Origin of the sequence: Clostridium senegalense JC122, assembly GCF_000285575.1 — a bacterium.
GTDB classification, from domain to species: domain Bacteria; phylum Bacillota; class Clostridia; order Clostridiales; family Clostridiaceae; genus Clostridium_J; species Clostridium_J senegalense.
Window position 1 is genome coordinate 17313 of record NZ_HE611050.1, and the last position, 15088, is coordinate 32400.

The 15088-nt window shown below is 26.9% G+C and carries 8 protein-coding genes; all 8 read right to left on the reverse strand.

Annotated features, from left to right (window positions below):
- Window positions 1–9: 9 nt before the first annotated feature.
- The 8 genes from CSGHG_RS19440 to CSGHG_RS25200 all read right to left on the reverse strand — a co-directional run bounded on the left by CSGHG_RS19440 (window position 10) and on the right by CSGHG_RS25200 (window position 14704).
- Window positions 10–7656: a non-ribosomal peptide synthetase gene (locus CSGHG_RS19440; RefSeq protein ID WP_010291661.1), complete on the reverse strand. Its 7647-nt coding sequence runs from the start codon at window positions 7654–7656 to the stop codon at window positions 10–12.
- The gene (locus CSGHG_RS23840) at window positions 7628–7879 is read right to left on the reverse strand and encodes a phosphopantetheine-binding protein (protein ID WP_207635856.1); all 252 of its coding nucleotides are present in this window, start codon (window positions 7877–7879) and stop codon (window positions 7628–7630) included. The genes CSGHG_RS19440 and CSGHG_RS23840 overlap by 29 nt, the downstream gene beginning before the upstream one ends.
- A 186-nt stretch (window positions 7880–8065) precedes the next feature.
- Entirely contained in the window at window positions 8066–9655 is a 1590-nt protein-coding gene (locus CSGHG_RS00475) for a (2,3-dihydroxybenzoyl)adenylate synthase (protein ID WP_010291663.1), read from the reverse strand.
- A gap of 44 nt (window positions 9656–9699) precedes the next feature.
- Window positions 9700–11436: an ABC transporter ATP-binding protein gene (locus tag CSGHG_RS00480; protein ID WP_010291665.1), complete on the reverse strand. Its 1737-nt coding sequence runs from the start codon at window positions 11434–11436 to the stop codon at window positions 9700–9702.
- Window positions 11436–12353 carry an ABC transporter ATP-binding protein gene (locus tag CSGHG_RS24005; RefSeq protein ID WP_010291666.1) on the reverse strand — a complete coding sequence of 306 codons (918 nt, stop codon included), beginning with the start codon at window positions 12351–12353 and terminating at the stop codon, window positions 11436–11438. The genes CSGHG_RS00480 and CSGHG_RS24005 overlap by 1 nt, the downstream gene beginning before the upstream one ends.
- Window positions 12329–13246 carry an ABC transporter transmembrane domain-containing protein gene (locus CSGHG_RS24010; protein WP_010291668.1) on the reverse strand — a complete coding sequence of 306 codons (918 nt, stop codon included), beginning with the start codon at window positions 13244–13246 and terminating at the stop codon, window positions 12329–12331. Before CSGHG_RS24010 ends, CSGHG_RS24005 begins: the two co-directional genes overlap by 25 nt.
- A gap of 34 nt (window positions 13247–13280) precedes the next feature.
- Entirely contained in the window at window positions 13281–14282 is a 1002-nt protein-coding gene (locus CSGHG_RS19450; RefSeq protein ID WP_010291670.1) for an ATP-binding cassette domain-containing protein, read from the reverse strand.
- Between the two features lie 17 nt (window positions 14283–14299).
- Window positions 14300–14704 carry an ATP-binding cassette domain-containing protein gene (locus tag CSGHG_RS25200; RefSeq protein ID WP_010291671.1) on the reverse strand — a complete coding sequence of 135 codons (405 nt, stop codon included), beginning with the start codon at window positions 14702–14704 and terminating at the stop codon, window positions 14300–14302.
- Window positions 14705–15088: the final 384 nt, after the last annotated feature.

The window sequence follows — 15088 nt, forward strand, 5'->3', positions numbered from 1 at the left end:
TATCACATCCTATATTTCACCTTCTACAAAGGTTTCAGTTAAATTTGTTTCTATTGATTTATTTTCTATAAGTTTTTCTAGATCGTATATATTAGATGCTTCAAAGAAATTTTTTAAAGATAACTTAATATTATATTTATCCTTTAATATATTTACACACTGAATTGCTTGTAATGAATCTCCTCCTAGTTTAAAAAAGTTATCTTCTACACTAATTTCATTATTATGAAGTATATCTTTCCATGAATCAGCTATTTTAATTTGAATGTCTGTAAAAGGTACAACATTAGATTTTTTATAATTTTTATTATAGTTTTCACTGAACTCTTCTAATATTTTTCTATCTACCTTTCCATTTTTTGAAAGAGGTATTTCATCTAATAAAAAGTATTTTTTAGGCAACATATAATTTGGTAATTTTTCTTTCATGAAATTAGAAAGTGCATCTGATTTAAACTTCTTAACAGTTTTAGGACCTTCTGCAATAATCATATTTTGTCCAAAAATTTTAGAAATTTTACTATACAATAAAGAAAATTCTATATTGAAAAACCCTTGTGATTTTAATATATCTATCCATTGTTTATTGGATAATAACGGAAGATTATTTTCTTTTCGTATATCTTCTATATTAGAAAACCCATCTTCTAAAAGAGCTACTGTATTTAATTGAATTTTTCTATTTTCAGTAGCTTCTACAACGAGTAATATCCCTCCAGGTGCTAGCATATCTTTTAAAAATCTTAAAGTTTTTACAATATTTTTTGAGCGATGTATAGAATTATTAGCAACTATAATATTGTATTTATGATATTCATAACCTTGATTTAAAGGAGATTTATTAACATTTAATAGTTTAAAATCTATTATTTGGGACCTTTTATGCTCATTTTTTACTTTTTCTAAAAAATAAGATGATTCATCTGTGTATATATACTCGCAGTTTTCCTTAGGCAAACACTCTTTTATTAATGATAGAATATTACCCATTCTTCCACCTATTTCTAAAACATTTATTTTGTTATTATATGAGTTTATAAAAGTTTTTAGAGCTTTACATAACAACCCCTTATAATAGTCTCCTCCTATATTATATTTTTCTAATTTATTAGGAGTTAAACATAAACTATTGTCAATAACTACTTCACGTGAATCTTTTTCACCTTTTAATATAGAAATATTAGTATTTATATCTTTGTGCATTTTCATATCTACTAAAACTATTTTTTCTTTTAAATCTGGGTATGAATTTAACTGATTAATCATCTCAGTATTTTTCTTGTAGTTTCCTATAGGATATAAATTAAAATACTTTCCTTTGCAATCTTTTTGTAGAATGCCTTCTTTAACAAAAGTTTCTAACCAATGAGTTATTAGTGTTTTAAAGCGGTTATCAAATTTATATTTTTTAATTAACTCTTCTACAGTATAATCTTCTTTAACATCACTGCTAAAAATACCTATATTGCTAAAAGTATCACACATGGCCTTAATACTAATATGATCTAGACAATTATTAAATAATACTATTTTACTTAAATTCACATCGTTTGATAGACTATTCATTTCCTCTTCTATAGACATTTTTATATACTGTAAGCATTTATCAATATGCTTTTTATCAGATTCTACATTTTCAAAACAAATTGATAACTCTTTATTTTTAGGAACTATATAACTTATTAAATTACGTTCTTCATTATTCTTTTCATCTACAATAACTACAGCATCCTTTATATCTTTGTTAAGTTTTATTGTACTTTCAATTTCACCAAGTTCAATTCTATATCCATTTAATTTTATTTGAGAATCCTCTCTACCAAGGAACTCTATATTTCCATCTGGCCAATATCTTCCTAAATCGCCGGTATAATATATCTTCTCTCCAGTTTTAGGATATAATATAAATCTTTCTGATGTTTTCTTTTCATTTTTCCAATAACCCTTAGCAACGCCAATACCACCAATATACAGCCTACCAGGAACACAGTTTGGACATTCTTCCATTAATTCATTTAATATATAATAATGTTGATTAACCATTGGTTTGCCATAAGGAATACTCTTCCAATTTGCATTTATTTTATCAATTTTATATATATTAGACCAAATCGATGCCTCAGTAGCTCCACCAAGTCCAATAACTTCAGTATTTTTAAAATGAAATTTTATTTTATCCGACAATTCAAGTGGAATCCAATCCCCACTTAATAGAACTAATCTAAGTGACTGTGGCAAATCTCTTGTTTCATTACTTAAATATTCCATAAACATTTGCATAAACATCGGTACTGTATTCCAAATTGTAATATTATATTTTTCTAATAACTCTAGCCAATGAGAAGGATCTTTAATAGAATCACTATCTGGAAATACTATTGTGGCCCCAGCAGCAAGTGTTCCAAAAATATCATACACAGATAAATCAAAATTTAAGTTAGAAAGTGCTATTATACTATCTTCTGTTCCTACTAAAAAGCGTTTATTAATATCAAGAATAGTATTTACAGCACCAATATGGTCTATCATTACACCTTTAGGAACCCCTGTAGAACCTGATGTGTAAATAACATATGCTAAATCCTTAGGATTTACAATTACATCCTGTGATATATGACTACTTTCTTTATTAGCAATATTATTTATTTCTAACAATTCAAATTTTGTTGGTAAAATTAATTTATCTTTTATACTGCCTTGAGTTAAAACAAACTTTATCTCTCCCTCATTTAGTAACATTTCAAGTCTATCTTTAGGATTATTAGGATCAATTGGCAAATATGCCGCTCCTGCTTTCATTATTCCTAAAACAGCTACAACTTGTTCCCATCCCTTTTCCATAATAACTGCTACTAAATTGTTAGGTTTTACTCCTTTGTCTATTAAAACATTACTAACATTAGTAACCTTCTTTAACAATTCTTTATAAGTCAATTTATAATTTGTTGATGATATTGCAATGTTATTAGGATATTGTAAAGCTTTCTTTTCAAATAAACTATTAAGTGTTTCATAACATATTGGTCTTTTAGTGCTATTTGCCTCTATTCTTTTTTCAATATTAGGAATAGAGATAATATTTCTAGACTTTTTCTTCCATACTTTTATATCATTTATAACTTTATCAATAGTTTTAGAATAAGCTTCAAACATGTCATCTGTTAATCCCTCTGGGAACAGTTCTTTTACTACATCCCAAGTTAATATAAGCTCTTTATTTTCTTCTATAACTTGATTATCTATCCAAACTTGAGGTGTTTGTGAAATACTATATATTCTTTTTCCTAATAAAGATCTACTAATTTCTTTAGAATTTTTATTTTCATATCCTATTGCACTTGTAAATACCACTGGCATAACCATACCTTGATTCTTACCATTAATCTTTGCAAGTTCTCTTTGCACATCAACGCCACTTACATATGAGTGATCTATATCTTGCCATAATTTTTGTTGTATATTCTTACACCTTTCAATGAATGTATCTTTTAAAGAATTGTCTATAGCTAGTAATGTTAACGATGTGAAATCTCCTACAATTTCATTTATTTTAGGATGTATTGGCATTCTATTAAATCTTGTTAAGTTGATAGTAAACTTTTGATGTCTACTCCATGCTCCTATAATCTCTACATATATTGCAAGTAACACTGCTGATGGTGTTAATCCAAACTCTGTAATATCTTTTTTAAATTTAGTCCAATTATTTTTGTCTATTATTTTCTCATAATGTGTAAATTGATGATTGTCTAATTGGTCTGGATTTTTAGCTAACGGCAGCTCTGGAGCCATTGGTAAATCTTTTATCTTATTAAACCAATACTCTTTATCTCGTTTATATAATTCACTATTTTTTATTTTTTCAGTAGCTAGTACATAATCTCTAAAAGAAAAGTCTAATTTTGATAAAGGTTTCTCTGGGTTAAAATAAACATCAGCCATTTCATTTAAAATATGAAATATGCTCCAACCATCAAAAATTATATTATCAAAACTAAAATGAAGCCTTACTTTTCCTTTATCAAAACAGGATGCTCGTACATCAAATAATGGCCATTTGTCTGTTATAAATTTTTGATGAGACATTTCTATACGGACATCTTTTAATGTCTTTTCTGCATCTATAAGGATTTTTGAATTTAAATCATAGACTTTTATCTTATAGCTTGGAACGTCTTTATATATTTGCTGATTTTCCCCATCAGGAAGTATTATTGCTCTCATCATATCATGACGTTTTATGATTTTTTCCCAAATATTATTTATCCTAGATACATCTAAGTTTTCACCTTCAAATTCAAAGTAATAATGAGTTGCAACCTTTCCTAAAGAATATGCTCCACTTCTTCCTATCCAATATGCCTTTTGTATATCTGTTAATGGAAATGGTTTATATAAATTTTTTAAATCTTGATTTACTTTTGGTAATTGAACATCTTTTTTTATAATTTCATTGTTATTTTTTAATAAGCTATCAATACAATCTACTTCATCAATAAACACAGGATTTTTAAATATCATCTCTAAAGATAAATTAACACCAAACTCCTTTTGTATTTTTGTGCTCAATTTTGTTGCCATTAATGAATCGCCACCTAAAATGAAATAATTATCATTTATATTTATTTCATTTATATTAAGAATTTCACACCAAATTTTAGATAATAACAATTCTGTTTTTGTTTTTGGTTTCATAAAATGCTTCTCTGATTTTTCATTTTTTTCAACACTAGGTAATGGCAATAATTTTCTATCTAATTTTCCATTAATATTAAGTGGTAGCTCTTTTAATAATACAAATCTAGTAGGAATCATATAATCTGGTAATATGTCCTGTAAAAAAATCTTTATATTTTCTTCTATACTATTAAAATCATCTGCATTATAATCTTCATATTTATTTTTAGATATTATATATCCAACTAAATGCTTATTTTTATATGAATCATCTATTGTAATAACTACAGCATCTTGCACATTAGGATATTTTTTTATTGCAGTTTCTATGTCCCCAAGTTCAATACGATGTCCTCTAACTTTGACTTGAAAATCTTTTCTACCTAGAAACTCAATATTCCCATCATTCCAATATCGTCCTATATCTCCTGTTAAATACCATCTATTATTATTCCACTCTACAAAACGCTCTTTTGTAAGTTTGTCATCACCTGCATATCCCCTAGCAACTCCAACTCCACCAATCCATAATTCTCCTGAAACCCAATTAGGACAATCTCTTCTTTTTCTATCTACAACTCTATAAATTTGATTAGTTAAGGGTTTTCCATAAGGAATTGACTTCCATTTAGAATCTAGTGGCAAAGTTACATTAAAATAATTTGACCAAATAGATGCCTCTGTAGCTCCACCCATAGCTACCATTTGTGCATTTTCTGATATATTATATAATCTTGAAGGTAAATCAAGTCCAATCCAATCTCCAGATAGCATAGCTACTCTTATTGATGGTATTTTTATTTTTTTGCTTTCAGCCATTAATAAGAACATATCCAATAATATTGGTACTGAATTCCATATGGTAACATTGTAATTTTGTACTATCTCTACCCAACTTGCAGCATCTCTATAGTTATCTTCTGTAATAGTAACTACTGTTCCACCAACAGATAATATGCCGAATATATCATACACTGATAAATCAAAATCTAAGGATGAAAGAGCTAACACTATATCTTCATTTGAAACATTATAACGTTTATTAATATCAATTATTGTATTTACTGCTGCGCAATGTGAAATTTCAACACCTTTAGGTTCTCCAGTAGATCCAGATGTAAAAATTATATATGCTAAATTATCTGAAGAAACTTTTTTAAATTCTGTAAATAACTTCATTTCTTTAGAATTTTCAATTTTTAAAATTTTATTAGTTGTTGGCCATTTTATATTTTCATATAACTCTTCATTAGTAATAGTGAAACTTATATTAGCTTTTTTATAAATTGCATTTCTACGTAAATATGGTTGCTTTTCACTAATAGGCACATAACATGCACCTACAGCTAATATACCTAAAACTGCTTTTATTTGATCTATTCCTCTTGGCAAAGTTACTGCAACTAAATCTTTATTACTAATTCCATTTTTCTCAAGCATTGTAGCTATTTTCAATGCATCTTTTGCTAATTCTTCATATGAAACTTTAATTCCCAATACTCCGTCTATAACTGCTATTTTATTAGGGGTTTTTTTTGCAATTTCGAAAAACGACGTATGTAAACATTTTTTATATTTGAGTGGAAGTTCATCATTTTCTACGTCATAACTCTTTAATTCTCTAATATTATAAAGAATTTCAGGAACTTCGCTCCAACTTTCTTCATTAACTATCCAATTAATTAATTCTTTAAATTTATTAAACATATCATCAATTAAACCTTCTGGGAAAAGTTTATCTACACTATCCCATGCAAGTAACAACCCATTATTAATCTCATAAACTTGAAAATCTAGCCACACTTGAGGTGTTTGAGAAATCATATATGAAAGTTTTCCTAAAACTTTTTCAAATTTTTCACTAATAAGTGGAGTCCCATAATTACATGAAAATACTACCGGTGCAAAACTTCCTTCTCCAGGATATAATCTTCCCATATCTCTTAATATGTCTATTCCTGAATATGATGAATACTCTACAGTTTTATGAAAATTTTTCTGAATGTCTTTTACCCTTTGTAAAAATGGCTTTATATTATTACAATCTATTGGTAATAATAATACATTTGTAAAATCTGCTATAACATCTTCTATTCCTTGTTCACTAGTTTCACGGTCAAATAATGGCATATTTATTAAAAATTTAGAATTTTCACTCCATTTGTCTAATATTTCTGAATATGCAGCTAACAATACCATAGCTGGTGTAACCTGATTTGCTGCTGCTTTACTCTTAAGTGATTCCCATTGAGAATTATTCAAAAAATATTTTCTTCTTTTAAATACAGGTTTTATTATATTTTCTGGTGTTTCTTCTAACGGTATTGTAGGTCCTTTAGGTAAAATATTTAAATTATTCTCCCAATAATTTTTAGCTTTTTTCTTTTCTTCTAATAGCCTTTGTTGATTCCTTTTTAAGTACTTTCCAAAACTCCAATCAATCGGTGCAGAAAGCTCTTTTACTCCGTCATAAATTAATGCTAAATCTCTAAAAATCACTTGGAGACTTTGCATATCTGCAACTAGTAAATCTATATCAAAATGTATCCTTGTTTTATTATCTGGTAATAAGCTAACTTCTAGCCCACAAACTTGTCCACTTTTAACATCTAACACTCTATGAGACAACTTTTCCCTAATATTTTTTAAAGATTTTTCTATATTTTCTAAAGATTTATCTTTAAAATTATTAATTACTATTTCTTTTGAATATGGATTTTTTAATATTTCTTGTTCTCCATTTTCTAAAAATCTTGCCCTAAGCATAGGATGATGGTATAACAATTTAATCCAGGCTTTCTGTAATTTATCTAGTATAATATCATTACAATCTATTTCAAAATAAGCATGACATCCCACTCCACCAAGTGGTTGATTTTCACGTCTTCCTACCCAATATGCATATTGTACATCATTTAATGGAAATGATTTTGTAAGCTCTAAATTATCCTCACATATATTTGATTTTTTTATATTCATTAATATTTTTAGATTCTACTTTCATTTGCTCTTTTATTAGTCCCCACCAATGATTCAGATATGGTGATGAAATAAGTTTTGAAAATGTAATATCTATTCCTTCACGACGCCATTGATTTACTAATCTCATTATTTGAAGTGAATTTAATCCTAACTCAAGTAAATTACGATTATCTTCTATATCACCTTTTATTGATAATATATTTTTAATTTTAGCTTTCATATCTTCATAGTTAAATAATATTTGTTTGTTATTTATTTTATCCAGTTTAATCACTCCCTTATAAAATAATTTATATTAAATTGATAACTATATAATATATCTTCCATCGATAATAATTACCAATTGATAATACAATAGCATTATACCTCTCTATATTTATTTTTCTTATAAATTCATTAAATTAATCTATTTTAAAATCCATTTTTTAAGCTCTTTTTTATTAATTTTTCCAACCCCTGTAAGTGGAAAATAGTCTACAAATTCCATTTGATCTGGTATTTTATTTGAAGCAACTCCCATATCTATGAAAAATTTTGTAATATCAGCCTTTTTTAAATTTATATTATCTGAAATTATAAATGCACAACTTCGTTCACCTAACACTTCATCTTCAATAGCTATTACAGCAGAATTTCTAATATTATTATGTTTACATAATATATTTTCTATCTCAGATGGCATTATTTTTTCTCCTGCTTTATTGATTTGTTCTTTAAGACGTCCTACTATTTGTATTTTATTATCAAATACTATTCTTGCCTTATCTCCAGTGCGATAAAAACCATCCTCAGTAAAATAATTATCCTTACTTTCGTCTTTTTCATAATAACTTTTTATAGTATATGGTCCTTTTACTAAAAGTTCGCCATAATCTCCATTTGATATAATATTGCTATTTTCATCAATAATTTTTATTTCATCAAATCTAGAAATAGGCTTACCTTGACTATTACATAAAACATTATAATCATCATCTAAATCTGTAAAACATATAACTCCTTCTGAAGTTCCATACACTTGCTGAAGATTACACTGCATATTCTTTACTATCTCTTTTGCAGTATTACTACTTAACATAGCTCCTCCCACTTGTAGAACTTTTAAACTTGATATATCATGCTTTTTGTCCCACTCTAAAACTTCCAGCCATAAATTTATTAAAGATGGTACTAATGATGTTATTGTTACTTTTTCATTTTCAATTATTGGAAAAACCTCTTCACAACTTCCTGATTCACACATTACAACTTTTCCACCTAATATTAATGTTCCAATAACTCCAGGCATACTTAGTGCAAATTTATGTGCTATTGGCAAAATAGCTAAATATGTGCTTTTTTCATTTACTTTAGAATTTATTGCACATTCCTTTGCATAATAAGCACAAGCACTATGTGTTATTGGAATTATTTTAGGAAGACTGGTTGTTCCACCAGATAAAATTAAAAAAGCTGTATCATTATATAATGGCTTTTCATATTTTACATTTGATTCTTTAAAATCTTTTATACATGGATTTTCATCATCTTTATCCACGTTTATTATCCAATTTATACTTTTATGTTTTTTCTTTAGGTTAATTGCCATGTTTTTATAATTGAATCCTAAATAACTGTCATTAATAACTATTGCACTAGGTTTAGTTTTTTTAATAATTTCATCAATTTCATTTTCTCTATAACTAGGCAAAACAAAAATTGGTAAAGCACCTATTTTAAACAGTGCAAACGAGACTATAACAAAATTTATGCAATTAGGAAGTTGAATCAATACTTTATCACCATTTTTTATTCCAAGTCTCAAAAATCCTCCTGAAGCCTTACTTATCTCTTTATAAAGCTCTATATAAGTTAATTTTCTACTTTTCTCTACAAGTGCAATTTTACTTTTGTACCTTTTTATAGCCAATTCTAGATGGTCATAAAGTGTTAGTTCTTCTAAAAAAATTTGTTTAATATCTTCTCTTTTTTCACATAATCCGTAATTTTTAATCATATTTTATCCTCCTGAAAAATGATATATATTTTTATAAGGATTTATTATGAAGTTATTTTCCATCCTCTTGTTTTCATTTGTAAATTCCATAATTTTAAATAAAGACCTTGTTTTTTTATAAGATATTCATGATTACCTTCTTCAACTATTTCTCCATTATCTATAACAATGATTTTATCTGCATTAACTACAGTTCTTAACTTATGAGCAATCATAATTATAGTTCTATTTTTCACCAATTCATTAATAGCCCTTTGAACATCTAATTCATTCTCTGGATCAAGGGATGATGTTGCCTCATCAAGTAAAACTAGTGGTGCATCCTTTAAAATAGCACGTGCTATTGAAATACGTTGTTTTTCTCCACCTGATAAAGTAGAACCCCCTTCTCCAACTATAGTGTTATATCCCTTTGGAAGTTTAACTATAAAATCATGACAACAAGCTTTTTTTGCTGCTTCTTCTATTTCTTGATGTGTTGCATTATTTTTTCCGTAACGAATATTATTTCCTATTGTGTCTTCAAATAAATATACATCTTGAAATACCATGGAAATTTTATTCATTAACTTTTCCGGATTTATTTCACATAAATTTTTATTTCCAAAAGTAATCATCCCATTATTAGGGTCATAAAATCTTGCTATAAGTCTAAGCATTGTACTTTTTCCACTTCCAGATGGACCAACTATAGCAGTTAATTCTCCTTCTTTTATTTCAGTGTTAATATTATTTAAAACCATATTTTTTTTATAACCAAATGTAACATTGTTAAATTTTATATTGTGTTTATTATTAGGACTACCTTCTCCTGTCATCTTAGGCTGATTTAGCAAATGAATAATACTTTCACCTGCAATCATGTCATATTTAAGCTCTGGAAGTTTTGTAATAGCCGCTGACAATGGATCAAAAATACGAGTTCCAACCAATAAAAACAGGGCAAAAATTGGTATAGTTAAACTTTTATTTAAAATTAAATAAACACCAGAAATTGAAATAAAAGATAAACCAGATTTAATAAAAGAAACTGCTACTAAGAAAAATGGGCCTACTAGTCCTTCTTGTTTAATACTCATTTTCATAAAATTATAAAAAGCTTGATTTAATTTAGAAAAATTTTTACCGGTTAAATTATAAGCTTTAATAACTTTTATTCCAGCAAGATACTCTTCAATACAATTTGATTGTTCAAGCTTTGCCATAGAATGTTTTGTTGCTAAGTTACGTTGAAAGTTTGAAATAGCTACTATTATAAGAATTGATATTGGAAATCCTAAAAACATTGATAAAGATAATCTCCAATCAACAAATGCCATTCCAACCAAAGCAATTATTGGTACAATTATGCCACCTATAAGTTGTGGTAATATATCACTTGATGCTTCTTCTATTAAAGTAATATCATTCATTATCATACTTCCTAACTCTGCTGAATCTTTACTCATTAAAAATCCAAGAGGAAGTCTTCTTAAATGCTCAGCAATTTTTATACGTCCTTGTGTTGAAGTCTCATATGCAGAACTTACAATAGCTCTATATGATTTTCTTTTACAGAGAAATATGATAAAAAAGAATATTATCATTATAGAAAAGGCTATCCAAAGTATATTAAAATTCAATTCTTGTCTTTCCTTAGCATGATACTCATATATTATGTTTATAATTATTGTTATACAAGCAAAAGGAATCATATTGATTATTTCAGTAGCTACTTCCCACAAAACAGGTTTAATCATATTCTTAGGATTTCCTGCAGTAATGGTATATAAAAATTTCATTACTCTTTTTTTACCTCCTTAATAAACCTACTATCAACTTTCCAATTTAAAGATGCATTATACGCTTCCCACATTTTCTTATATAAACCATTATTAGCTATAAGACTATCATGAGTCCCTAGCTCTGATATTTCCCCATTTTCTATAACAATTATTTTATTTGCATCTACAATTGTAGTTAATCTATGAGCTATAACTAATACAGTTTTATTTTTTATAAGTTTTTGCAAAGCTAATTGCATTTCATATTCATTTTCTGGGTCTGCAAATGCTGTTGCTTCATCTAATATTAAAATTGGTGCATTTTTTAATATAGCTCTTGCTACAGATATTCTTTGTTTTTCCCCACCTGATAAATACGTGCCTTTGTTTCCTACATAAGTGTCATATCCATTAGGAAGAGCTTTTATAAATTCATGGCATCTTGCAGCTTTTGCAGCATCAATAACCTCTTTTTTTTGTGCATTTGGACTACCAATTAAAATATTATTAAAAATTGTATCTGTTAATAAAAAATTATCTTGAAAAACAAAGGATATAATATCCATAAGTTTTTCATTTTCGATACTTTTTATATCTATATCTCCAATAGTTATGCTTCCATTATTCACATCCCAAAATCTAGGTATCAATTGAGCTATAGTAGATTTTCCTGATCCTGATGGACCTACTAAAGCAGTAATTTCTCCTTGATATGCAGTAAACTTAATTTTTTTTAAGACCTCTTGTCCATCTTTATTATATGCAAATGACACATCATTAAATTTTATATCAAATTCAGATGGTATTTTAACATCTTCTGAAATTTTAATAGGTTCTTCTTCCATAATCCTATCTATTCTATTTAATCCCTCTGATATTCTATTTACTGTTGTAGCTAATGCATTTAATTTTAAAATTGGTGAAGAAATACCCATTGATAGAATAAGAAAAAAATAAATGTTATTGATAATGCTAAATTACTTGGTTCTTTACTTATAAATAACAGTCCAACTGGAACTATAAATGTAAATAAAGACGCAATAATTGTATTAAATAAAACATAACTTTTCTCATAATTTTTTGCATATTGTATACTAAAATTACGATATGCAATCATATCATTATAAAATTCACGAAAGGAGTGAATAGTTTGTCCAAATATTTTTATAGATGGCATCCCTCTGACGTACTGTATAGCTGATGTATTAATGTTTTCTAATGCATCAAAATATTCTTTTAATCCAGCTTTTGCTTTCTCCCCACATAACATAGAGTATTGCAAAGAATATCCCACAACTATTGGTATGATAGAAGCTAATCCATACCAAAAATTTAAATATAACATAGATATAAAAATTATTATAATCATTACAACAGTACTAACTAAATCTGGAAGTTGATGTGCAATAAAAAGTTCTATTTTTTCCACATCAGATTCTATTACGCTTTTAATTTTTCCAATAGAATTTTTATTGAAATATCCCATTGGAAGTTTACCCATATGTTCTGAAAGTTTTATTCTTATTTTATATATAATGTTATAAGCAACTATGTGAGCTATCATTGCACCTACATACAATAAAATGTATCCTATAATCATTGCTATGTTGCCATAAATTGCCCAATTCATCAAACTACTTCCACTTATATTTGATATACTAGAAGCGTTTTTTAAAAGCTCTTCCATAATTTTATACACCATTAAATATGGAAATAATAGAAAAAAGGCGCTTATAATTGATACCACTCCAGATATAATAAGAAACTTCTTTTTTTCACTTGCAATTTCAAAGAGTCTTGCTAATCCTTCTTTTTTTTTAGCCTCCAATTTTTTTACTTCCTTTCTAAAACAATAAATGAGTTTATTTTACTAAAAATTCTTTTACTTTTCTGCCATTTTCCAACTTTAAACCTTTATTACAAGTTATTTCAAAAAGTTCTTTATCATGTGTAACAATAAATATAATATGATTTTCTTTGCTAAGTTTTTTTATAATATTACTTACTTTATACATATGTATATAATCCAGTCCACTTGTAGGTTCATCAAATATTAGTATTCTTTTATTAGCTAATGCTCCAACTGCTATTGCAAGTCTTTGTTTTTGACCTCCTGACAATGACATTGGATGTTTACCCTTAAATTTATCAAGATTAAATTCCTCTAATATAGATAATATTTTTTCTTTTGGTATATTTTCATTTGTTAAAGTAAATTCTTCAATTACACTTTCGGCAAAAAGCTGATGGGTTACATCTTGCATAATCATATAGTGATAATCTAGTCTTTGCTTATAATTTAATTTTTCTCCATCAATAAATACATTTCCACTTTTTTCTTTTATAAGCCCTGCCAAACATCTCATTAAAGTTGTCTTACCTGCACCATTTTCTCCAAGAATACCTATAATATCTCCTGCAGATGCAGAAAATGATATATCTTTAAAAACTTCTTTTTTTCCATAATTACATGAAAGATTTTCTATAACAAGTTCTGCCTCATGTGATTTTTTATTTTCTACAATATGGAATTTTTCTTCGATTTCAGGTATCTTTAATGTTCGTAATCCCATATTTCTACGAGTGCTATCTTCTAAATTTAAAAATTCTTCTCTTGTTAGTTGACTTTTTATCTCTCCATCATCTATAAACACAATTTTGTCAATAATATCAGCTAGATAATAAATTCTATGCTCAGTTATTAATATTGTTTTTCCTTGGTTTTTAATCTTTATAAGTAATTCTTTTAATAACTCTATTTTATTAGCATCTAAATTAGCAGATGGCTCATCTAGAACATATATATCTGGATTCATTGCATGAACAGAAGAAAATGCGAGTATTTGTTTTTCACCTCCAGACATTTTAAAAATATTTCTTTTTAAAAGTTTTTTATATTAAGTTCTTTAACTACCTTATTAATTCTATCTCGCATATATTTAGGCTCCAACCCTTGATTTTCAAGTCCAAAAGCAAGTTCACTATCAGAATCAATATTAAAGAATTGCGATTTAGGATTTTGAAATACTGATCCAATTTTCAAAGACAATTTATACATTTCTGTCTCTTTTACATTCATATTATTAACATGAACATTTCCTTTTAAATCTCCATCTATAAAATGTGGTATTAATCCATTTACAAGTTTTGTTACTGTGGTTTTACCACATCCACTTTTACCACATAATAAAACACATTCTCCATGATTAATCTTTATATCTATATTCTTTATATTATGATTTTTCTCTGTTGGATAAGCAAAGAATACATTATCAATATTTATCACATTTTTACCCCCAATATTAATATAAGTTCTCTAATTTTATAAAAATGGAAAGCTGAAAGTACTAAATTAAAATAATAGGAACTTAATTATAAAATTAATTATTTTCAGCTAACCACTATAGGGTTCCAAATTAAATTTTAAACTTATTCATTTATCAAATGAGAAAATTTAAATTAATATTTTATCAATAACTAAAAGATTATTTTAGTTAAAAGTTAAGAGTGAATAGTTAACAGCTGTGGTTATTACTAATCACTTCGTTCCTAGTAATTCTCAACGTACCTTTTTATAAATTTGCAAAGCAAATTATATTGATAGATTTTTTAAAATCATTTTCAGAAAGTGATTGCCACTTTCATACTAAATTCATAATAACTATATTTG